The 22,286-nt window shown below is 51.1% G+C and carries 23 protein-coding genes and 2 tRNA genes; 23 read left to right on the top strand and 2 right to left on the bottom strand.

The features are described from left to right. Positions 1-253 precede the first annotated feature (253 nt). From WMO23_RS03040 to WMO23_RS02955, 18 genes are all read left to right on the top strand, one after another. Positions 254-1,513 (top strand): DUF3084 family protein, encoded by a 1,260-nt coding sequence (locus WMO23_RS03040; RefSeq protein WP_292281290.1) that lies wholly within the window; start codon positions 254-256, stop codon positions 1,511-1,513. Between the two features lie 175 nt (positions 1,514-1,688). Further along, positions 1,689-2,108 carry a RuvC family protein gene (locus tag WMO23_RS03035; RefSeq protein ID WP_349173245.1) on the top strand — a complete coding sequence of 140 codons (420 nt, stop codon included), beginning with the start codon at positions 1,689-1,691 and terminating at the stop codon, positions 2,106-2,108. Beyond that, the gene (locus tag WMO23_RS03030) at positions 2,105-2,941 is read left to right on the top strand and encodes a YitT family protein (protein ID WP_020310757.1); all 837 of its coding nucleotides are present in this window, start codon (positions 2,105-2,107) and stop codon (positions 2,939-2,941) included. Before WMO23_RS03035 ends, WMO23_RS03030 begins: the two co-directional genes overlap by 4 nt. 145 nt (positions 2,942-3,086) lie before the next feature. Then, entirely contained in the window at positions 3,087-3,317 is a 231-nt protein-coding gene (locus tag WMO23_RS03025; protein ID WP_014015045.1) for a YdbC family protein, read from the top strand. Between the two features lie 150 nt (positions 3,318-3,467). Then, positions 3,468-4,010, top strand: coding sequence for a transcription factor FapR (gene fapR / locus WMO23_RS03020; RefSeq protein WP_036200866.1), 543 nt, complete (start codon positions 3,468-3,470; stop codon positions 4,008-4,010). Between the two features lie 15 nt (positions 4,011-4,025). Further along, positions 4,026-5,051, top strand: a complete 1,026-nt coding sequence (gene plsX / locus WMO23_RS03015) for a phosphate acyltransferase PlsX (protein WP_020310755.1) — start codon at positions 4,026-4,028, stop codon at positions 5,049-5,051. Further along, positions 5,035-6,030: a beta-ketoacyl-ACP synthase III gene (locus tag WMO23_RS03010; protein ID WP_036200863.1), complete on the top strand. Its 996-nt coding sequence runs from the start codon at positions 5,035-5,037 to the stop codon at positions 6,028-6,030. The genes plsX and WMO23_RS03010 overlap by 17 nt, the downstream gene beginning before the upstream one ends. 26 nt (positions 6,031-6,056) lie before the next feature. Then, on the top strand, positions 6,057-6,998 hold the full coding sequence (gene fabD / locus WMO23_RS03005) for an ACP S-malonyltransferase (protein WP_292260698.1): 942 nt from the start codon (positions 6,057-6,059) through the stop codon (positions 6,996-6,998). Between the two features lies 1 nt (position 6,999). Then, positions 7,000-7,743 (top strand): 3-oxoacyl-[acyl-carrier-protein] reductase, encoded by a 744-nt coding sequence (gene fabG, locus WMO23_RS03000; protein WP_020310752.1) that lies wholly within the window; start codon positions 7,000-7,002, stop codon positions 7,741-7,743. A 38-nt stretch (positions 7,744-7,781) separates the two neighbouring features. Beyond that, positions 7,782-8,027: an acyl carrier protein gene (locus tag WMO23_RS02995; RefSeq protein ID WP_014015039.1), complete on the top strand. Its 246-nt coding sequence runs from the start codon at positions 7,782-7,784 to the stop codon at positions 8,025-8,027. Positions 8,028-8,103: 76 nt separating this feature from the next. Further along, positions 8,104-9,060, top strand: a complete 957-nt coding sequence (locus WMO23_RS02990; RefSeq protein WP_296820969.1) for an NAD(P)H-dependent flavin oxidoreductase — start codon at positions 8,104-8,106, stop codon at positions 9,058-9,060. A gap of 33 nt (positions 9,061-9,093) precedes the next feature. Continuing rightward, positions 9,094-10,347 (top strand): beta-ketoacyl-ACP synthase II, encoded by a 1,254-nt coding sequence (gene fabF / locus WMO23_RS02985; protein WP_020310750.1) that lies wholly within the window; start codon positions 9,094-9,096, stop codon positions 10,345-10,347. A 17-nt stretch (positions 10,348-10,364) separates the two neighbouring features. Continuing rightward, entirely contained in the window at positions 10,365-11,081 is a 717-nt protein-coding gene (gene rnc, locus WMO23_RS02980; protein WP_020310749.1) for a ribonuclease III, read from the top strand. A gap of 123 nt (positions 11,082-11,204) precedes the next feature. Further along, entirely contained in the window at positions 11,205-12,260 is a 1,056-nt protein-coding gene (locus tag WMO23_RS02975; RefSeq protein ID WP_292281281.1) for an elongator complex protein 3, read from the top strand. A gap of 65 nt (positions 12,261-12,325) precedes the next feature. Further along, complete coding sequence (locus tag WMO23_RS02970; protein ID WP_296820966.1) at positions 12,326-13,675, top strand: pyruvate carboxylase subunit B; 1,350 nt, start codon at positions 12,326-12,328, stop codon at positions 13,673-13,675. A 44-nt stretch (positions 13,676-13,719) separates the two neighbouring features. Further along, positions 13,720-13,796, top strand: a tRNA-Pro gene (locus WMO23_RS02965). Between the two features lie 444 nt (positions 13,797-14,240). Beyond that, on the top strand, positions 14,241-15,401 hold the full coding sequence (locus WMO23_RS02960) for an acyl-CoA dehydrogenase family protein (RefSeq protein WP_020310746.1): 1,161 nt from the start codon (positions 14,241-14,243) through the stop codon (positions 15,399-15,401). A gap of 28 nt (positions 15,402-15,429) precedes the next feature. Next, positions 15,430-16,227, top strand: a complete 798-nt coding sequence (locus WMO23_RS02955; RefSeq protein WP_020310745.1) for an HAD-IIA family hydrolase — start codon at positions 15,430-15,432, stop codon at positions 16,225-16,227. A gap of 163 nt (positions 16,228-16,390) precedes the next feature. On the opposite strand, the gene WMO23_RS02950 is transcribed toward WMO23_RS02955, so the two are convergent. Then, entirely contained in the window at positions 16,391-16,933 is a 543-nt protein-coding gene (locus WMO23_RS02950; RefSeq protein WP_292299274.1) for a phosphatase PAP2 family protein, read from the bottom strand. Between the two features lie 196 nt (positions 16,934-17,129). On the opposite strand from WMO23_RS02950, the gene WMO23_RS02945 reads away from it, so the two are divergent. Next, positions 17,130-17,585 carry a flavodoxin family protein gene (locus WMO23_RS02945; RefSeq protein WP_014015030.1) on the top strand — a complete coding sequence of 152 codons (456 nt, stop codon included), beginning with the start codon at positions 17,130-17,132 and terminating at the stop codon, positions 17,583-17,585. A 335-nt stretch (positions 17,586-17,920) separates the two neighbouring features. Further along, positions 17,921-19,147 carry an RNA-guided endonuclease TnpB family protein gene (locus tag WMO23_RS02940; protein WP_349173242.1) on the top strand — a complete coding sequence of 409 codons (1,227 nt, stop codon included), beginning with the start codon at positions 17,921-17,923 and terminating at the stop codon, positions 19,145-19,147. Positions 19,148-19,331: 184 nt separating this feature from the next. Here WMO23_RS02940 and WMO23_RS02935 read toward each other — a convergent pair. Next, positions 19,332-19,407 (bottom strand) — tRNA-Ala (locus WMO23_RS02935). A 256-nt stretch (positions 19,408-19,663) separates the two neighbouring features. Here WMO23_RS02935 and WMO23_RS02930 point away from each other — a divergent pair. Genes WMO23_RS02930 through WMO23_RS02920 form a run of 3 tightly spaced genes read left to right on the top strand, consistent with a single transcriptional unit; the run spans position 19,664 to position 22,231 of the window. Then, positions 19,664-20,308: a radical SAM protein gene (locus tag WMO23_RS02930; RefSeq protein WP_192813550.1), complete on the top strand. Its 645-nt coding sequence runs from the start codon at positions 19,664-19,666 to the stop codon at positions 20,306-20,308. Continuing rightward, positions 20,305-21,678: a tetratricopeptide repeat protein gene (locus tag WMO23_RS02925; RefSeq protein WP_302511775.1), complete on the top strand. Its 1,374-nt coding sequence runs from the start codon at positions 20,305-20,307 to the stop codon at positions 21,676-21,678. Before WMO23_RS02930 ends, WMO23_RS02925 begins: the two co-directional genes overlap by 4 nt. A 19-nt stretch (positions 21,679-21,697) precedes the next feature. Next, positions 21,698-22,231: a hypothetical protein gene (locus WMO23_RS02920; protein ID WP_349173240.1), complete on the top strand. Its 534-nt coding sequence runs from the start codon at positions 21,698-21,700 to the stop codon at positions 22,229-22,231. The last annotated feature ends 55 nt before the right edge of the window (positions 22,232-22,286 follow it).

Below are 22,286 nucleotides of genomic sequence, written 5' to 3'. Positions count from 1 at the left end.
GTTTGCAGTTTGTAGTTTTTAGCGAATGGTTCTAAATTTAAAGCCATCTACTGCAAACTACAAACTCTGTGCTACAAACTATAAAGCGAAAGGGGCCTCGCATAATGGTAGAAACCCTCGTGCGACAGCCCCTTTTAAGAGGCTGGGAGCTAACAGCCAGCTGCTAACGACTAGGGCAGGACGGCCCTTGCAGTACACGGTAGTTATGGGCTATAATATAATGATATAAAGGAATGAGCAAAGGTGGTGTCTTATGGAATATGGATGGGTCATGCTGATCGTCTTGTCTGTTATGGGCGGGATCATTGCCTATCTCGGCGATAAGATCGGCTCCCGTGTAGGGAAACAGAAAATTAAATTATTCGGTTTGCGGCCGAAGTATACGTCCATCCTGGTTACCATCCTGACGGGGATCAGCATTGCCGTCATCACTTTAGGCGTCATGTCTATCTTGTCGGAAAATGTCCGCATCGCCTTGTTCGGTATGCACCAGCTGCAGATGCAGAAGGCCCAGCTCGAAGCCCAGCGGGATGAACTGCTGCAGCAGGCCAAGGACCTGGGCAAGGAACTGGACGATAAGAACGAGCTCATCGCCTCCAATGAAGAACTCCTGAAGAAACAGCAGGAACAGCTGGACGGCAAGAATGAAGAAATCCGGACGACTCAGCTGGACCTGCAGCAGGCCCAGGCCGCCCGCGACGACAAGGCCCGCCAACTGACGGTCATCCAGGTTGCCATGGACGAAGCCAAGAAGCAGCGCGACTCGGCCCTGGCCGATAGTGAAAAGGCCCGTCAAGACGTAGCTATGCTGGAAGAAACGAAGCAGAAGATGATGGGCACCATCGACGTCCTCGACAAGCACATCAAGCTGCTCAATGAAACGATGACCAATATCCGCGAAGGGACGGTCGTCTTCCGCGTCGGCGAAGTCCTGTCCAGTAACGTCCTCAACGGCGGCCTGAGCCAGGCCCAGACGCGGGAAGAACTGAGCCGGGCCATGAGCCAGACCAATACCATGATCTGCCGTCATCTCGGCGTCCGCGATGAAAATACGGTCCTCCTCTATATTGCGCCAGACGAATTCAACGCTACTGTCGACGCCCTGCAGAAAGCCGGGAAGTCGCAGAAACTGCTCCGCATCATCGCCGCCGGCAACATCATGCTCGGCGAACCGGCCCTGGTCCACGTCGAAATGTATGACAACAACCTCATCTATCACCGCGGCGACGTCGTCTACGAAGAACGGCTGACAGCCCAGGAATTGTCGGGCAATGCCGAACTGCAGGTCATGCGTTTCCTCCATAACGTCAATCAGCAGACCCAGGCCAAAGGCCTCCTGCCGGACCCGCTGACCGGCAATGTCGGGGCCCTGACGGCAGTCGAAATGTTCGAGACCATCAACAAGATAAAGAACCACAGCGGCGCCGATATCGTCCTCAAGGCCGTCACCGAAGCCGATACCTACACGGCCGGCCCCTTGCAGATCGACATCCGCGTAGAAGCCGACGAATGATGGGAGCTGTTACATGAAGGCTTCTGTCATCATGAAAAGTCCCTTTCTCTTTATAGTTTGTAGTATAGAGTTTGTAGCAAATAGTTTTATAATTACTGCAAACTACAAACTGCAAACTTAAAACTCAAAATGAGGCTGTCTGAATGTGGCAGCCTCATTCCTAGGAGGAGATACATTGATCTTTGCCATTGACCCTGGTTCGGAAAAGACGGGGACTGCTGTCGTCGCCGATGACGGCAGTCTGGTCACGAAGGCCATCGTGCCGACGCCGGAACTGGGCGACTATTTGAGTCACATTTATGAAAACTATCCTTTTTCCCATATCGTCATGGGCGATGGGACCAATCATAAAAAGCTGCAGCCCCTGGTCGAGCAGTGGATCGCCAGGAACCACGGGGATATCACTTTTTCCCTGACAGATGAAAAATTCACCACTGTCGAAGGGCGCAAGCTCTATTTTAAATATACCCCGCGCAAGGGCTGGCGCCGTTTCGTGCCACTGTCCTTCCAATATCCGCCAGAACCGGTCGATGACTTCGTCGCCTGGATCATCGGCCACCGTTATTTAGCGAAACAACGAGGAGAAAAAATATGAAATACATCTTGCGTGCCCTGGGCCTGGCCCTTGGCGCTCTCATCTACACCATCGGCCTGGACGTCTTCCTGGTCCCGAACCACGTTATCGACGGCGGCGTCGTCGGCATTGCCCTCATGGCAGCGCAGGTGACAGGCATCAGTTTCAGTGTGTTCATCATCATCCTGAACATTCCTTTCTTTATCTTTGGCTATAAGAAGATAGGTGCCTTTTTCACCATATCTTCGCTCTTTTCCATCCTCTGCCTGTCCGGGTGGAGCACGTTCATCCATTACGAACGGGTCACGTCGGATCCTTTCTTGTCGACCATTTACGGCGGCATCATCATCGGCCTCGGCGTGGGCCTCATCATCCGCTGGGGCGGTTCCCTGGACGGGACGGAAGTCCTGGCCATCATCGCCGACAGGCGCACGCCTTTTTCCGTCGGCGAGACGATCATGTTCTTCAACCTCTTCATCCTGGGCAGTTCGGGCTTTGTCTTTTCCTGGGACAGCGCCATGTATTCCCTGGTGGCATACTTCATCGCCTATAAGATGATCGACGTCGTCACCAACGGCCTCGATGAAATGAAGGGGATGCTCATCGTTACGGGCAAGCACGACGAAGTGGCCGACTGCCTGACCAGGGATATGGGCCGCGCCGTGACCCTCATCAACGGCGAAGGCGCTTACAAGCGGGAAAAGACGATGATCCTCTACTGCGTCGTGTCGCGCCTGGAGATCACCAAGATACGCGATGCCATCACCGGCGTCGACCCCAACGCTTTCGTATCGGTCTTCGATATCAGTGAAGCACATGGCGGCCTCTTCAAGCGGCATAAAATGCATGGATAAAAAGTCAAAAAAAGCTTGACATAATTGGCGAATCTGCTGTATTGACATACAGCTCATATTTGCTATTATATAAAATAATTGGGTTATAGCGTTAACCTGAAAAAATGACAACACAGGTGATAGAACACCTATTGGGAGGTATACAATGGCACAGTTAAATTTCAATATCGAAGACATTTGCGGCACTTTGTCGGAAAATAAAGACGGCTGGCGCAAAGAACTGACGTACATCAGCTGGAATAATCGGGCACCGAAATTCGACCTCCGCTCGTGGGATCCGGATTATCAGGCCATGACCAAAGGTATTACCATGACCAAGGAAGAACTGGAAAAACTGCGTGATGTATTGAACGAAATGGATTTCGATAAATACTAAGGAGTGATTAAGTATGCTTTCGGCAATTCAATGAGATGAATGGAATGAAAGCATACTTTTTTGTTTTCCTTGCCAAATTTGCCAAAACATTATATAATCTCTAGTTGTATGTGCTGTTAGTACTTGGTAATAATTTCAAGGGTGAATGAAATGGTTCGTATAGCGAGAGATAAGCGACATGCTTTATTAAAGAAGCGGATTGAAGAAAATCCTTTTATAAACGACGAAGAATTGGCTGAAGAATTTTCCGTCAGCGTGGCTACTATCCGCTTGGACCGCATGGCCTTGGGAATCCCCGAAATGCGTATCCGCATCCGCCAGAAGGCAGAAGCGGCGCAGCCGAAACTGCGTAACGCCCCTGTCGTCGGGGAGCTCGTGGACTGCATCATCGGCAAGAATGCCATTTCAATCATGACGGCAACAGACGATATGGTCGACGAAGCACACATCGTGCGTTCCCAGTGCCTATATGCCCAGGCCAGTTCCCTGGCGCGGACGGTATTGAATCTTCCTGTCTGCATTACAGCCGTAGCCAATATTAAATATAAACAGCCCGTCACTGTAGGCGATAAACTGATCGCCAAGGCCGAAGTCATGCGCCAGCGCGACCAGAAATACTACGTATGGGTCACGATCCGGAAGATGCGGAAAGAAGTATTCCGGGCAAAATTTATCATAGAATCTTTGGAATAATGGAGCGGTAATAGAATGAAAATAGCTGTAGATGCTATGGGCGGTGATTACGCACCCGAAGAAATCGTCCTCGGTGCCGTAGAGGCCGTCAAAGCATATGATTTTGATGTCGTCCTGGTAGGTGACGAAAAGAAAATACGCGGCGTACTGAGCAAATATGGCGCCAAAGAAAGCGACCGCCTGTCCATCGTACACGCCAGCGAAGTCATCGAAATGGGCGAACATCCGGCTCAGGCCATCCGCCGCAAGAAAGACGCATCCATCGTCGTAGCGACGCGGCTGGTCAAAGACGGCCTCTGTGATGCTGTCGTCGCCGCTGGCAGCACTGGCGCCGCTGTGACGGCGGCTCTCTTTGGGCTGGGACGCATCAAAGGCATCGAACGGCCCTGCATTGCGACGCCTATCCCGTCGAAGAAGGGGATCACGGTGCTCCTCGATTCCGGGGCTAATGCCAACAGCAAGCCGAAACACCTCGTCGAAGGGGCCATCATGGGATACCACTATGCAAAATACATCCTGGGCGTCGAAAAACCGACGGTCGGCCTGCTGAACATCGGCGAGGAAGCGTCGAAGGGCAATGAGCTCTGCCAGAAGACGTATCCGATGCTGGAAAATTTGAAAACTATCTCTTTCTATGGTAACGTAGAAGGGAGAGATATACCGAAAGGCACGGTCGATGTCGTCGTCTGTGACGGCTTCGTCGGCAATGTCATCTTGAAATTTGGCGAAGGCATGGCCATGTTCATCATCCGCCTCGTCAGAGATACGATCAAACAGAGCGGCTTCATCACTAAACTGGGGGCCTTAGCGGTCTACCCGGCCTTGAAATCGCTGAAGAAACGACTGGATTTCACCGAATACGGCGGTGCGCCGCTGCTCGGTGTCGATGGCAGCTTTATTATCTGTCATGGCAGTTCGAAAGCCAAGGCCATCAAGAACGCCGTCCGCGTTGCCGGTGAAATCGCCGAACAGGACGTCGTCGGCCATATTCGTAAAAGTATAGAGGAAGAAGAGGTAGAACAGTATGATAGTGAAAGCTAATCCCGCTGGGATTCTTGGTACAGGTCACTGTGTACCTGATCAGGTATGGACGAATAAAGATTTAGAAAAAATGATGGATACATCCGATGAATGGATCCGCAGCCGTACAGGCATCGGCGCCCGCCACGTTGCGCCAGAAGGCGTCACGACGTCGGACCTGGCTACCAAAGCCGCCGAAGAAGCCTTGAAGAACGCCGGCATCAAAGCGGAAGACCTGAATTTGATCATCGTCTGCACCTTGACGCCGGACCGGGCCTTGCCGTCGACGGCCTGCAAAGTACAGGCCAACCTCCATGCGGTCAATGCCGCTGCCTTTGATTTGGAAGCGGCCTGCTCGGGCTTTGCCTACGGTTCGATCATTGCTTCCCAATTCATCGAAAATAAGATGTATAAATATGTTCTGGTCATTGGTGCGGAAATCCTGACCCGCGTCGTCAACTGGAAGGACCGCTCGTCGTGTGTACTCTTCGGCGATGGCGCCGGTGCCGCTGTCATCGGCCCCGTACCGGAAGGCTACGGCATCCTCGGCGGGGCTATGGGAGCTGACGGAACGGGCGGTGATTTCCTGACGATTCCGGCCAGCGGTGTCGAAATGCCGCCGACCGATGCCCTGCGCGAAAACGGCATGGCCTATGCCAAGATGGACGGCAAGGAAGTCTATAAATTCGCCGTCAAAGCCATGCCCCATGCCGCAGAATTAGCCCTCAAGCGGTCGGGCCTGACGAAGGAAGACATCGATGTCCTCGTACCGCATCAGGCTAATATCCGCATCATCCAGTCCGCCGCCAAACGGCTCCACGTTCCGATGGAAAAAGTATTCGTCAACATCGAGAAATACGCCAACACGTCGGGGGCTTCCATTCCCCTGGCTTTAGATGAAGCCATCAAAGCAGGGATGATCCACCGCGGTGATATCGTCTGCCTGGATGGCTTCGGCGCCGGCCTGACCTGGGCCAGCTTAGTTATGAAATGGTATTGATTTTTTTACGAGAGGTGTGACTGATGATGAAAAAGGCATTTGTTTTTCCCGGCCAGGGTGCCCAGAAAGTTGGGATGGTCAAGGATTTATACGACGCATATCCCGTTGTCAAACAGCTTTTTGAAGAAGCCGACGACGCTTTGGGTTTCTCCCTGACCAAGCTCTGCTTTGAAGGTCCCGATGAAGAACTCATGAAGACCTATAATACACAGCCGGCTATCCTGACGGCCAGCACGGCCTGCTGCCGCGTCCTCGCCCAGGAAGGACTGACACCGGACATCGCTGCCGGCCACAGTCTCGGCGAATATTCGGCCCTCGTCGCTGCCGGCGCCCTGACCTTTGCTGACGCCGTCCGCACGGTCCGCCTCCGCGGCCAGTTCATGCAGGAAGCTGTACCCCTCGGTGAAGGCGGCATGGCCGCTATCCTCGGCCTGGCTGAAGATAAGATCAAAGACATCTGTGCTCAGATTTCGGCCCAGGGCGGCACGGTCCAGGCCGTCAACTTCAACTGCCCCGGCCAGATCGTCATCGCCGGCAGTACCAAAGCCGTCGAAGAAGCTGCCGCTGCCATGAAGGAAGCCGGTGCCAAACGGGCTATCCTCCTTCACGTCAGTGCTCCTTTCCACAGCACGCTCATGGAACCGGCTGCCAAACGGTTGGCCGAAGTCCTCGACGACATCACCATTTCCGATGCCAAGATCCCCGTCGTAGCCAACGTCAACGGCCAGATCGAAACGAGTGCTGCTGATATCAAAGCCAACCTGGTCAAACAGGCTGCCAGCCCGGTCCTCTGGATCGACTGCACCAAGACCATGCAGGCTTTCGGTGCCGAAACCTTCGTCGAAGTCGGCCCGGGCAAGACCCTTTGCGGTTTTAACCGTAAAATCGACCGCAAAATCCACAGCGAAAATGTAGAAGATATTCCTTCCTTACAGAAAACGCTTGAATTTTTCCAGGAGGTTCGATAAAATGCACTTAACAGGGAAAACTGCTATCGTCACCGGCGGCTCCCGCGGCATCGGCCGCGCCGTAGCCATCGCCCTGGCTGAAGCCGGTGCCAGCGTCGCCATCATTTATGCTGGCAATACGAAAGCTGCTGAAGAAACGAAGCAGGCCATCGAAGAAAAAGGCGCTCAGGCTATGGTCATCCAGTGCGATGTCTCTGATGAAAAAGCCGTAGCCGACATGGTGAAGGCCGTCAAGAAAGAACTGGGCCGCGTCGATATCTTAGTCAATAATGCGGGCATCACCCGCGACGGACTGCTCATGATCATGAAAGAAGAAGACTGGCAGGCCGTCCTCAATACCAACCTCAATGGGGCGTTCCACTGCACCAAGGCCGTATCGCGGCTGATGATGAAACAGCGCAGTGGTTCGATCATCAACATTACGTCTGTCGTTGGCGAAACGGGCAATGCCGGCCAGGCCAATTACGCCGCTGCCAAAGCCGGCCTCATTGGCTTCACCAAGTCCGTAGCCAAAGAACTGGCTTCGCGCAATATCCGCTGCAATGCCGTAGCACCGGGATGCATCGCCACGGATATGACGGCTGTCCTCGGTGAAGACGCCGTCGATGCCATGGTCAAGACCATTCCCATGGGCCGCGTCGCCCAGCCGGAAGAAGTGGCCAAGGCCGTCTTGTTCCTGGCATCGGACGATGCCAGCTATATTACCGGCCAGACCCTCAACGTAGACGGCGGCATGGTAATGTAATACAAAAAGCATACTCCACTGAAAGGGGGTGAATGGACATGAGCGAACAGGATACTTTTGAAAAAGTTAAGAGCATTGTTGTTGAACAGTTAGGCGTTGACGAAAAAGAAGTCAAAATGGACGCTGCTTACATCGATGATTTAGGCGCTGATTCCTTGGACATTGTTGAACTTATCATGGCTTTCGAAGAAGAATTCAATATCGAAATCCCTGATGATGTGGCTGAAAAAATCAAAACTGTCAAAGATACAGTTGATTACATTGAAAAGGAAAAGAAAGCGTAAGTACGCAATAAGAGCCCGAAGGGGGAGGCATGTTGCATGTCTTCCCCTCCCGGTATCTTGAATGGAGGAAAACAGAGTGAAGCTGCCAGAATTAAGAATAGGTAAGCTCGTAGCAAAGGTGCCAATCATTCAGGGCGGCATGGCCATCCGTTTGTCCACAGCCCGGCTGGCTGCAGCCGTGGCCAATGAAGGCGGTATCGGCCTTATTGCGGCATCTGGCATGCCTTTTGACGAATTGCGACATGAAATTAAGTTAGCCAGAAAATTGTCTCCTCATGGAATCATAGGTATAAACGTAATGGTTGCAGCCCGTGAATTCAAGGGCATCGTGACCACTGCTATTGAAGAAGGAATCGATCTGGTTGTGGCAGGCGCAGGCTTTTCCCGGGACATGTTCGCCTGGGGCAAAGCATCGGGCACGCCTATTGTCCCTATTGTGTCTTCTGCCAAACTAGCTAAAATATCCCAATCCCTGGGTGCTTCGGCCGTCGTCGTCGAAGGAGCTGAAGCAGGCGGGCATTTGGGGACCAACCGTTCGAGCCGCCTCATCGTGCCGGAAGTCCGCGCTGCCGTTGACATCCCTGTTATCGGTGCCGGCGGGGTACTGCATGGTGAAGACATTGCGGAAATGCTCCGCCTCGGCGCCAATGGCGTCCAGATGGGCAGCCGCTTTGCTGCCAGCGTTGAATCGAATGGTTCTGAAGAATTGAAGAAAGTCTATCTCCGGGCCAATAAACCGGAAGACTTCATCCTCATACACAGTCCTGTCGGCCTTCCCGGCCAGGCTATCCGCACGCCTTTCTCCGAACGGATCCTCCTGGGGACGGCACCGAAGCCGGAAACATGTGACCAGTGTCTCAAGAAGTGCAGTCATAAATACTGCATCATCCGGGCATTGACGCGGGCTCAGCAGGGTGATGTCGAAACAGGTCTGGTATTTTCCGGCAGGCGCATGATGGAAATCCACGACATTCTGCCGGTCAAGGATATATTTGCCAACATCAAACGGGAAATGGAAGCCATTCCCGACTGATAGTACGTTACTTTTTATAATGAGGTGAAAACTTTGGAAAAACGCGTAGTAATTACAGGGTTAGGTGTCATTTCTCCTGTTGGCATCGGTAAAGATGCTTTCTGGAATGCCCTGCTCAACGGCGAAAACGGCATCGGCCCCATTACCCACTTTGACGCAACCGAATATGCTGCCCGCATTGCCGGCGAAGTCAAAGATTTTAACCCCGCTGACTACGGCATCGACCGTAAAGAAGCCCGCCATATGGACCCGTCCACGCAGTTCTCCGTAGCTGCTGCCAAACTGGCTCTTGACGATTCCAAAATCAATCTGGATGAAGAAGACCGCGACCGCATCGGCACCATCATCGGTACGGGCATTGGCGGTATGGAAACGCTCCACAACTTGTACAAAGGCTTGTTCGCGAAAGGTCCGTCTCGCGTCAACCCCTTCGTCGTACCGAAGATGATTGCCAACATGGCATCGGGCCAGGTATCCATCTTCTTCGGCCTCCAGGGCCATTGTGCCAGCGTCGTCACGGCTTGTGCCACAGGCACGAACTCCATCGGCGCTGCTTACCGCATGATCCAGCGCGGCGAACTCGACGCCGCTGTTGCCGGTGGTACCGAAGCCGCTGTATCTCCCGGTGCCGTAGCTGGCTTTGCCGCTATGAAAGCTTTGAGCACGCGCAACGATGACCCGGCTCATGCATCGCGCCCCTTCGATAAAGACCGCGATGGTTTCGTCATGGGCGAAGGCGCCGGCGTCGTCTTCCTGGAAGAACTGGAACACGCTAAGAAACGCGGCGCTCACATTTACTGTGAAATCGGCGGTTATGGCAGCAATGCCGACGCTTATCACATCACGGCTCCGGCTCCGGAAGGCATCCAGCAGTCCAAATGCATGGCTCTGGCCGTCAAAGATGCCGGCCTCCAGCCGGAAGACGTCGATTACGTCAATGCTCACGGTACGTCGACGCACCTCAACGACCTCAACGAATCGAAGGCCATTGCCCGCGTCTTCGGCGACCATGCCAAAGACATGCTCATCAGCTCGACGAAATCCATGACCGGCCATCTCCTCGGCGCTGCTGGCGCTGTCGAAGCCATTGCCTGCGCCATGACCATCGAAACGGGCAAGGTCCATCCGACGATCAACCTCGTCGAACCGGAAGATGAATTGAAAGAACTGGGCCTCAATTATGTACCCAATAAAGCCGTAGAAGCTGACGTCAACGTCGCCATTTCCAACTCCTTCGGTTTCGGCGGCCATAATGCAACCCTGCTCTTCAAGAAGTACGCTGAATAATAAAGAAGACTGACCTGATGGATACCGAACGAAAACAACAGTTAGAACAATTCATACAGGTCTTGGGCCTCAAGGAATTCCACAATCTCCTCATTTTGGATCAGGCCCTGACCCATTCATCCTATGCCAATGAAAACAAGGCCAGCCACGGCTATTACAACGAACGCCTGGAATTTTTGGGCGATGCCATCCTGGACCTGGTCGTAGGTGAATATCTATTCCTTCATTATCCCAACATGCCCGAAGGGGAACTGTCCAAGGCCCGGGCCAGTGTCGTCAGCGAAACGCCGCTGGCTTCGGTCTGTGCCAAGTTCCACATGGGGGACTATATCCTCCTGGGCAAGGGGGAACTGGCTACGGGAGGACGCACGCGGCCGAGCATCATGGCCGACGCCTTTGAAGCCGTCGTCGGTGCGATTTATATTGACAGTTCCTATGAAGAAGCCCGTAAATTCATTCTTCACCAGCTCAAGGGCTACCTGGACCTGGTCAAGAGCGGCCATTATGAAAAAGACTATAAGACCCTCTTCCAGGAATACGTCCAGCAAAAGGGCCCGCAGCACATCGAATACGAACTGTGCCGCAGCGAAGGACCGGACCACGACAAGACCTTCTACATGGAAGTCAAAGTCAACGGCAAAGTCCTGGGCGAAGGATCGGGAAAAACAAAAAAAGACGCCGAACAACATGCAGCCCATACAGCGCTCATGGATTTGAAAGGCGAAGGTTTTTGAGCAGTTAGCCGTTAGCCGTTAGTAGTTAGTGTCTGGTTTGGCTAACCCCTAACCCCTAGCCGCTAACACCTTGAAAGGCTTGTCGTCATACGACAAGCCTTTTTTCATTCCACGGGAGGCATCATGCAAACGTCTATCATCCCTATTTTCATTCCCCATATCGGCTGTCCCCACCGCTGTGTCTTCTGTAATCAGTGGCAGATTACGGGACATCAGGGCCTGCCGTCGCCCGATGAGGTGCGTCGTCTCATTGCGTCCTATACGGCGTCGGCCCGGACGCCGCGCTACTGGGAAGCAGCTTTCTACGGCGGCAGTTTCACGGCCATGCCCGGGGAGGTACAGGAAGGCCTTCTGCAGCCGGCTTACGAAGCCTTGGAGGCCGGTACGATTGACGCCATCCGCTGTTCGACCCGGCCGGACTGCATTACGCCGGAGATATTGCAGCGCCTGCAGCAGTACGGCATGACCTGCGTCGAACTGGGCGTCCAGTCCATGGACGATACCGTTCTCGAGCAGGCCCGGCGGGGCCATACGGCAGGGGATGTCGTGGCGGCGACAGCCCTCTTACGGCAGTACGGCTTCACCGTCGGCCATCAGCTCATGCCCGGCCTGCCCGGCGAAGACTGGCCGAGCCTGGTCCGGACGACAGCGGCTATCTGCCGGCTCCAGCCGGACCTGGCCCGTATCTATCCCGTTGCCGTCCTCGCCGGGACGGACCTGGCTGCCAGCTGGCGGGCCGGCCGCTACCAGCCCTTGACCATCCATGAAGGCGTCGTCCGGGCGGCCTACATGAAGCAGCACTTCCTGGAACAGGGCATAAATTGCATCCGGACGGGCCTGCAAGCCACGGAAAACCTGGATGACGACACGCAGGTCCTGGCCGGGGCCTACACGCCGGCTATGGGCGAATTAGTCGATACTCGCCGCTATGGTCGGCAGCTCCTGTCCTTCCTCCGCAGCCTGCCCGATGAACCGGCAATCACCATCGGCTATAACCGGCGCGATACGTCCCGCGTCCGGGGCTATCGCAACGTTACCGTCAAGACGGCCTGCTGGAGCCTGCCTCAGCACCTGACCTGGCATCAGGATGAGGTACCCCTTGGTCATATCCGTGTCTGCCAGGGCCGGACTGTGTATGACCTCGATGTGAATAGCAAAACCGGGCCTACTATGATATAATAAAATAGTACGTATGATTTTCGCATCCAACCTTTGAAGATAAATACAACATTGGAGGAAATAGAATGGCAAGAGTAAAAATCACAGAAACGGTCCTTCGCGACGGCCACCAGTCCATTGCGGCCACGCGTATGCGCCTGCGCCAGATGCTGCCGGTCCTGGAAGCGATGGATGAAGTCGGCTATAATGCCCTGGAATGTTGGGGTGGCGCTACCTTTGATACGTGTATGCGCTTCCTCGACGAAGACCCGTGGGAACGCCTGCGGACCATCAAGAAGCACGTCAAGAAGACGCCCTTGCAGATGTTGTTCCGCGGCCAGAATATCTTAGGCTACCGCCATTATGCCGACGACGTCGTCTACGAATTCGTCAACCGCGCCGTCGATAACGGTATCGACATCATCCGCGTCTTCGACGCCCTCAACGACCCGCGCAACCTGGAATCGTCCATCAAGGCGGCGAAAGACACAAAGTCCGTCCACGTCCAGGGCGCCCTGGTCTATACCATCAGCCCTATCCATACGATGGAATCGTTCACCAAGGTCGCCAAGGAACTGCAGGACATGGGCGTCGACTCCATCTGCATCAAGGATATGTCCGGCCTGCTGTCGCCGTATGACGCATACAACCTGATCCGCATGCTCAAGAAGCACTTGTCCGTGCCTATTGAACTGCACACGCACTGTACGTGCGGCCTCGGTGAAATGACCTATATGAAGGCCGTCGAAGCCGGTGTCGACATCATCGACACGGCCTTGTCGCCATTCGGCGAAATCACCAGCCAGCCGGCGACGGAATCGATGGTCATGGCTCTGCAGCACAGCATCTATGATACGGACATCGACGTCGACCGCCTGTGGCCCATCGTCGACCACTTCAAGCATGTCCGCAAAGAACTGGAAGACGAATTCAAATTGACCATGCCCAGCCAGATCAATCCGGCTGTCCGCAAATATCAGATTCCTGGCGGCATGCTGACCAACCTCTATAACCAGCTAAAAGCCCAGGGCGCCGAAGACCGCTTCGACGAAGTCCTGGCCGAAATGCCCAACGTCCGCCGCGACCTCGGCTATCCGCCGCTGGTTACGCCGACCAGCCAGATCACCGGCTCGGCAGCAGCCCTCAACGTCCTCTATGGCCGCTATAAGATCGTCACCAACGAAGTCCGCGACATCGTCCGCGGGAAATACGGCCGCGTCCCCGGCAAGATCGACGAAAAGTTCCGCAAGATGTGCATCGGCGACGAACCGGTCATCACCCACCGCCCAGCCGACGACTTGGAACCGGAACTGGAAAAATCGAAGAAAGCCCTGGCTGACGAAGGATTCCCCGATGCCAGCCCGGAAGACGTTTTGAGCTATACCCTGTTCCCAGAAGTAGCCCTGCCGTTTTTCCGTAAAAGAGATAACAAATAGACTATTGACAAGTCCTGCCGAATCAGTTAAAATAGAAAAGTCGACGGGACGTGGCGCAGCTTGGTAGCGCGCTTCCTTGGGGTGGAAGAGGTCGCGAGTTCAAATCTCGCCGTTCCGACCAAGACAAAAGAAGGGTTTGTCGTTATGCGACAAACCCTTTTTGTTGTTAGTAGCTAGCAGTTAGTTGTTAGCGGATGGCTTTAAATTTAAGGGCTTTTTCTGCAAACGACAAACTCTGTGCTACAAACTGTAGAGTAAAAGGGACTGCGCATGATGACATAATCTTCGTGCGACAGCCCCTTTTTTGTCATTGTAGGGGCTCGCACGTGGGGAGCCCGTTCCGGAATTTGGATGATTCTTCTGACAGACTAGTTGGGAAAAATCACACATATCCTGAAGCGGGCCGCCCTTTGGGACGGCCACTACGAAATGCTAACCACTAGCCACTAACCACTAACCACTTCTCACGGTTGCTTTTTCGGCCATTTCTGATAGAATGATGATAAATAGTATAGTATATATCCGTTTGTCATCCGCTTATTTTCTGTCAGAGGAGGTTTTCATCATGGGTTACATTTTAAAGAAAGACCAGCAGGACCTGGTCAATTTGGCTAAAGATTTTGCTGAAAAGAAAGTCGCTCCTTTTGTTCATGAATTGGATCAGGCTAAGGAACCGGGCCAGAAGTTACTGGACATCTATCAGGAAGCCGTCGACATGGGCTTCTGCGGCCTGGAAATCCCGGAAGAATACGGCGGCCTGGGCCAGGATTATTATACCGTTGCCGCTGTCTATGAAGAACTGGCAAAAGTCGACGCCGGTGTCGCTACGGCTATTGCCGCTTCCGGCCTGGGCCTGAAACCGGTACTCCAGCACGGCACGGATGCCCAGAAGAAGCTCTATGCCGAATACCTGACCGGTGAAAAGGGCAGCGGTTTCTGCGCTTTCTGCCTGACCGAAGCCAATGCCGGCTCCGATGCGGCAGCCGGGACGACAGTCGCTGTCAAACAGGGCGATGAATACGTATTGAACGGCACGAAATGCTTCATCACCAATGGCGGCGTCGCTTCGGTCTACACGGTCTTTGCCATTACCGACAAGACAAAGGGCGTCAAAGGCATTTCGGCTTTCATCGTCGAACGGGACCGCCCAGGCGTTTCTGTCGGCAAGGAAGAAGATAAGATGGGCATCCGCCTGTCCAACACGACGGAAGTCATTTTCCAGGACGTCCATATCCCGGCTGACCACCTCATCGGTCAGGAAGGGAAGGGCTTCATCTATGCCATGCAGACCCTGGACCTGGCCCGGCCTATGGTCGCATCCCTGGCCGTCGGCATTGCCCAGCGGGCTATTGACGAATCGGTCAAATACGCCAAACAACGCGTCACCTTCGGCAAACCGATTATCAAGCACGAAGTCATCGCCTTTAAACTGGCTGACATGGACATGAAGACCGAAGTCGCCCGTGCGGCAATCATCAACTTCCTCAACACCTACTATGCCGTACCGAAACGGAACTATACCCGCGAAGCTGCCATTGCCAAATGCTTTGCCGGTGACATGGCCGTCCAGGTCGCATTGGAAGCTGTTCAGATCCTTGGCGGCTTCGGTTACAGCCGGGAATATCCGGTAGAAAAACTCGTCCGCGATGCCAAGATCATGCAGATTTACGAAGGCACCAACGAAGTTCAGCGCATGGTCATTGCCGGCTTCGTGGCGAATAAATAACACTCATCAATGAAGGGGGAACCAATTCATGAGGGATTTGAACATTATACGTTCTAAAAAAGGTTTTATCAGTGATATGGACGGTGTTATCTACCAAGGCAGCACCTTGATTCCGGGGGTAAAGGATTTTGTGAACTGGCTCCAGAAAGAAAAGAAGCAGTTTCTGTTCCTTACCAATTCTAGTGAACGGACCCCGCTGGAACTTCGCAAAAAGCTTCAGTCTATGGGACTGGATGTCGAGGAAAGTCATTTTTATACGAGCGCCCTGGCGACGGCTCATTTCCTGAAAACCCAGGCTCCAGGCTGTTCGGCTTACATCATCGGAGCCCATGGCCTGATCAATGCTCTGTATGAAGTTGGTATTCCTTTCAATGATGTCAATCCGGAATACGTAGTCGTCGGCGAAACGACAGGCTATAATTATGAAATGATCATCAAGGCAACCGAGCTGATCAACAAAGGGGCCAAGCTTATTGGCACCAATGGCGATATGACCAGTCCTAGTGACCGGGGCGTTATCCCGGCCTGCCGGGCCTTGATTGCACCGATTGAACTGGCTACGGGGAAGAAAGCTTACTTCATCGGCAAGCCGAATCCATTAATGATGCGCACTGGCTTGAAAAAGCTGGGCGTCCATTCCGAAGAAGCCGTCATGATTGGCGACCGGATGGATACGGACATCATCGGTGGGGTAGAATCAGGTATGGAAACAGTCTTGGTCATGAGCGGTGTCTCTAATCGGGAAAATATCCAGCAGTTCTCTTACCAGCCCCATTATATCCTGGACCGGATCGGTGATTTAGTGCCGAAAAAAGCAAAAGCTTAATTGAAAAAAGACCACGCACGAAGGTTTCTCTGCCATCATGCGTGGTCCCTTTTGTCTTATAGTTTGTAGTACCGGGTTTGTAGTTTGTAGAAGATGGTTTTAAATTTAAAAGCCTTCACTAAAAACTACAAACTGAAAACTTAAAGCTCAAAAAGAGGCTGTCTTAATGCGACAGCCTCTTTTTGGCATACCCGCATATCTGCCAGGCAATATTTCCGATGATAATCCCCAGGACGGCACCGGTCAGGACGTCGCTGGGGAAATGCATGAACAGGTACATACGGGAAAAGGCGACGACACAGGCCAGGCCGTAGGCCGCTATGCCCAGGCGCCGGCAGGACCGGAATAAGACCGTGGCCCCGGCAAAGAAGAAGAACGAATGGCCTGACGGAAAAGAGTAGCTGATCGGGTACTTCAGCGTATCCAGCGTCGGCGCACCGGGGATGACCAGATACGGCCGGATACGCATGACGAAGTGCTTGATGGCCACATCGCCGACGAGGATGGCCAGGATGACGGCGACGATGATGGTAAGCGTGACCCAGCGGCTCCGCCGTTTCCAAAGGCCGGCGGCCGCCAGGATGGCCCAGAGCCAGATTGTATTGATCATCGTCGTGAACCAAGTCATGAACATATCCATGTGCGGCCCGGCCAGGTAGTGCAGCCCAAAGAGAATGTGAATATCCGTCGTCGTAATCCATTCCATAATAAGACTCCTTTCGTAGAAACAAAGGTCAGTATATCATGAATTGTACGATTAGGAAAATATATATATCGTTATCTTCCCATATGGAAAACATATTCTATGAGGTGTTGTAAATACAACAGCCTCCCGTCTTTTTCCATGGTATAGTACAGACATAGAAAGTGATGTCCATCCATAGGAAAGGAGCGTGGAAACTATGAAAGCCTTAGTACTGTATTCCTCCCAGACAGGGAGAGTTAAAAAATTAGCCGAAGCTATCCGTTCGGTCTTGCCTGCCAATACAGATTTCCTGCCCATGGAACAGGCCCCAGAAAACTTTGACGATTACGACATCGTCTTCGCCGGCGTCTGGTTCCTGAACCTGAAATTAGATAGTATCTCCCAAGCCGTCCTGCCGCGGCTCAAAGCCGGAAAAGTCGCCCTCTTTGCCATCATGCACCGCGACCTCTTCTCCGACGACATCTCGAAGAACCTGCGCAGCGCCGTCGAACTCCTGCCAGCCGGTGTCTGGGTCGCAGGGACCCATGTCGACTACGTAGCTGAATCCATGGCCAAGACGCCTTTGGGAGACAATGAATTATTTAACGTAGAATCGGTCAAAGACTTTGCCGAAAATACCTATTACCGTACCCAAACTGATAAGGTTGCCTGATTCGTTTACCAGAATCCCACTCCGGTAAAATAGTCAGATGCAAAGGGACCATCGCATAGCACTTTTGCTACTATGCGTGGTCCCTTTTCCTTAAAGCACGAATAAAAAAAACGACAGTTCCTGTTGCTGGTTACTGTCGTTTTTTTTATTGCTAACCCTAGTGCTAACCTTCTTCAGTTTTTCATCTTCATGGTGCGGCGGAGACTCGTGACTTTAGTCATGAGAGGAGCCGCACCTCCCCTTCTTTCAATAATAAATAATAGACTTTCAGCAAAAAAATTATGATATAATAATTTTAATGAAGTAGTATAGATTTTAGAAAGGCAGGTGAAAAAATGTCTAACCTAACTAAAACAATAAAACTTCGTATACACGTTACTCCCGAACAAGAGACGCTGTTCCGTCAGATGACGGAACAATACCGTCAGGCTTGTAACTTCGTGTCGCAGTACATTTTCGACAACCGATTTAACATGGCCTACCAAAGTCTCAACAGAGAACTGTACAGTGACCTGCGCAGCCAGTTTGGTCTGAAATCGCAGCTGGCCCAGTCTTCTATCAAGACGACGATTGCCAAATATAAAACGGTAAAACAACAGCTCTTCCAAAATCCCTACAGATATAAGGATGAGAATGGCAACTGGCAACGCATCGCCAAGACATGGGAATGGCTTTGGAAGCCGATATTCTTTACTCGTCCGCAAGCTGATTTGGTCCGTAACCGAGATTACAGTTTCGTTGATGATGGTCAAATCCTATCTATCAATACACTCGGAAAAAGAACCAAATGCACTTTTGAGGGCGAACATTTCGCTGAATACCTTGATGGCGCTTATGACCTTGGAACAGCAAAACTGGTCGAACTCAAAGGTTTATGGTATCTCCACATTCCCGTAACCCAAGCTGTCGAAGATTTTCAGAAAGAAAACGTCCGTCATGTTGTCGGTATTGACCGCGGATTACGTTTTCTTACTGTTAGTTACGACGAACAGGGCAAAACTGAATTCGTCTCTGGTAAGAAGATGGCTACTAAACGCCATAAATTTCAGGAAGTCCGCCGCCAGCTCCAGTCTAAGGGTACAAAATCAGCAAAGCGTAGACTCAAAGCCATTTCTGGACGAGAGAACCGTTGGATGTCTGATGTAAACCATCGGATTTCTAAGACACTCGTTGAAAAATACGGCAAAGATACGCTGTTTGTGCTTGAAGATTTGACCGGTGTTAGCTTCGAAGAGTCCCATCTTTCAAAAACGGCTAAACAAAATTACGACCTGCGCAGCTGGGCATTCTATCAGTTGGAACAATTCTTGACTTATAAGGCTCATGAAAATCGTTCTGAAGTTCTGAAGGTATCTGCTAAGTATACCTCTCAACGTTGTCCCAAATGCGGTACTATCCACAAGGAAAACCGTGACCATCACAAACACTTATATCGTTGCCAGTGTGGTTACAGATCTAACGATGACCGTATCGGAGCTATGAATATTCAGCTCCTCGGAACTATGTGGATTTCCGGAGATAACCATCCTCGTTACGAAAGAATAACAACTGCTTCGGAGTAAACTCCTTAGCAAAGCGGGTGTTGTCAGCCACCCGATGATGTAGGCGGATTTAGGAAGACATCTTTTAGATGTCGTTAGTACCTATGCAGTTCCGACTTACAAGCTCCCGACTTTAGTCGGGAGTAGTTGACGTAATAAAAAATAACCACGCGGCTCATGAACCGCGTGGTTATCGTATTTTTTATGGTGGAGATAAGGAGGATCGAACTCCTGACCTCTTGCATGCCATGCAAGCGCTCTCCCAGCTGAGCTATACCCCCATGTGTCTGGTACGGAAAACATTATAGCATGGACTATGGATTATTGTCAAGTTTCAAAGACCTTTTTCTTATTCAAGAAATTCCCATAATATGTTGGCACCGTCCTAGATACTCCATTTTTGCTATACAAAATCGTTCATGCTATAATACTCATAGTTAGAGTAACCCGGATTAACATAAAAATATAGCGTCTCCTTCGTTCCCAGGGAAGAAGGTCCGCCTAGCAGATTGACAATGAATGACAGGAGGTAGACAGATGTCAGGTATTTTCTCCATTTCACGGTTCAGGATGGCAACAGATGGCCCTGGTATATCCACCCTCATTGGTTTTTCCGGCTGTCCCTTAAATTGTCAGTATTGTCCGAATCCTATTTGCCATACTGATCGTAGTCAGTGGCCTGATTATAGTGCTCGTGAACTGATTGATTTTGTCAGACGGGATGAGCTGTATATGCGTATGACAGGTGGGGGCATCGTCTTCGGCGGTGGTGAGCCGCTGGGCCAAGAGTATTTTGTCAAAGAATGTGCTTTGTATAGTCAAAAAACACTGCCAGATATCCCTCTCCGTATCGAGACATCATTGCAGGCATCCATAAAGAACGTACAGGAATTGCTGCCTTATATTTCATTGTGGATCATCGACATCAAAGATTTGAATCCTGATGTTTATTACCGGTATACTCATGGGCAGATGGACCTTATGTGGAACAATCTGATGTATCTTGTACAACATGCTCCCTATGGGCAGGATTCTATATGGGTCCGGGTTCCCCGTATCCCGGGATATAATACAAATCGCGATATCCAGAAAAGCGTCCGCAGGCTCCAACCCTATGTAAAGCATATTGAAGTTTTTTCCTATCGGAAGCCACCAGAAAAGAGGGAGGGGACGACAGAATGAAAGATGCCCATCCATATGAGTTAAAAAACTTTTCCAATATTCAAAATAGTGCTATACAAAACTGGATTCAAAAAGGGTATGCCTATTTTTTAGGCTTAGGGTGTATTCCGGATTTAAAAAGAGCCTGTTTCTATTTTAAGAGAGCCGCTCAAGCAGGAAATCAGCATTGTCATTATCTGGTGAATCAAATAAAACACTATCACTACTATTGGAAACTTGAGTCATGGAATTCATCTTATTACGATTATGATGATGCAGATCCACTTATCCTCGGATTATATCTGGCCCAGGCGGGCTGGATTGAGAAGGGAATCCGGAACTGCCCTGGCAGCATATACTGGTTTAAGAAAGCTTTTAAACGGTCGTATCGGCAAGAGGTACAGCCGTTTGCACGGGAATTTCTGAAACGCTACACTGCCGGCATGGATGCCACTCTTCCTGTCATTCAGTTTATAAAGCAGAAGGCATTAAGTGATGATGTTTACTATTCCTTCGTTTGGGGAGTTTGTCTCGAACGGGGGCTGTCCGTTGAACAAGATGAGCAAGCCGCTTTCCGTTGGTATATGAAGGCTGCTGATGCCGGACAATGTCTGGCATTTGCTGCCCTAAGCCGATGCTATAGCGAAGGGATTGCTGTACCGGTAGATCCCCACATGGCCTCTGTCTATAAAAAGAAATACCACGAAGCAAGTACTGAAACATATGCAACAATGGGCATTATAGATGTATTTGACCCAACGAGTTTCGAAGAAACAATTTACACAAAAAAGAGTATCCAGAAACAGCCAGTACGTTCCGATGGTAAGGATATCTGCCGTACATTACGAGCATTACGGGCTCGATTTGCCGCCGCTAACCACATTCCCTGGAGCGAACCGGATTGCCCTCAGAAAACGCCCTGTTCCGGTACTTGTCCGGCTTGTGAAAAAGCGCTCCGCAAACTAACGAAATTGGCCCAGAAGCAGCCGGATTGTACGTATCCGTTTTTCAATCTTATTTCCCACGAGCCAGATGTGACCGTTAAACCGGTAAAACTAAAATCACTTACCCCAAGTGAGCAGTATGTCGACCTACTTGCAGACTTTTGTGGCTATATCGATTTTACAAGATTGCCTGAACATATCACAAACGTCTTAAAGCAGTATTATATCTATGTAGAGAGTGATTTATACTACTATCTGTCACTGGAAAATGCACCTCTGCTTCCAGGCCTGACGGAAGCGGATTTTGAAACACTAAGAGAGTATGCATCTTCAAGATCCATTCGATTACAAAAAATACATGTATCACAACAGGCAATAAAAAAATTTTTTACTTCTTTACCCCAAAAAATATGCGGATCAAAAATTTCATCTGATGAAATTGTATAAAGAAGAGGAGTGATATTTTATGAGTAATCGGCATCCTAAGGGAAGGCTGGAAGGAAATTGGCATGTTGAATATGAGCCTAATATGTATACTCCAGGACGTAGAAAAGAAACATGTAAATTTTATGATATGGATAAAAAATGTTGCTGTAATATAGTAGCTCCGGATTTTTCTGTCAGATGCAGGCCTGGCCAATGCGGATATTACGAATATGGGAAACCTATTTCTGAAAAGGACTATAAAATACAGAAACAAATGATGATTCAAAAGGAAATGGCGAATATGTCCGTAGGAAGCCATAGCAGTCATAAGAAGAATAAGAAAGGACAGCAGAAGCACCCGTCAGGCATTAAGAAACATTGGGGAGCTTGTAAGGCCGTGGTTATTTTAGAAATTCACAATAACGGTGAGAATATTCAAAAAACTTTTTATTTAGAAAAGCCAGGAACAAGAACGCCTACGACATTTGCAAATGTTTGCAGTCAGGCCCATGCGAACGATATCGTATGGTTTAACCTGATTCTGCAAGAAGTCTCCCGCCTCTTTAGGCGGTGAGATGAATTGCAGGTTTTTCTGAGGGTTCGATGCCCTCAGAAAGACAATTGCTTCA

The sequence above is a fragment of the Megasphaera intestinihominis genome (assembly GCF_040096415.1).
GTDB classification, from domain to species: Bacteria; Bacillota; Negativicutes; order Veillonellales; family Megasphaeraceae; genus Megasphaera; species Megasphaera intestinihominis.
The sequence above is the reverse complement of the archived record's forward strand: the minus strand, read 5'-3'. Positions and strand labels throughout refer to the sequence as shown.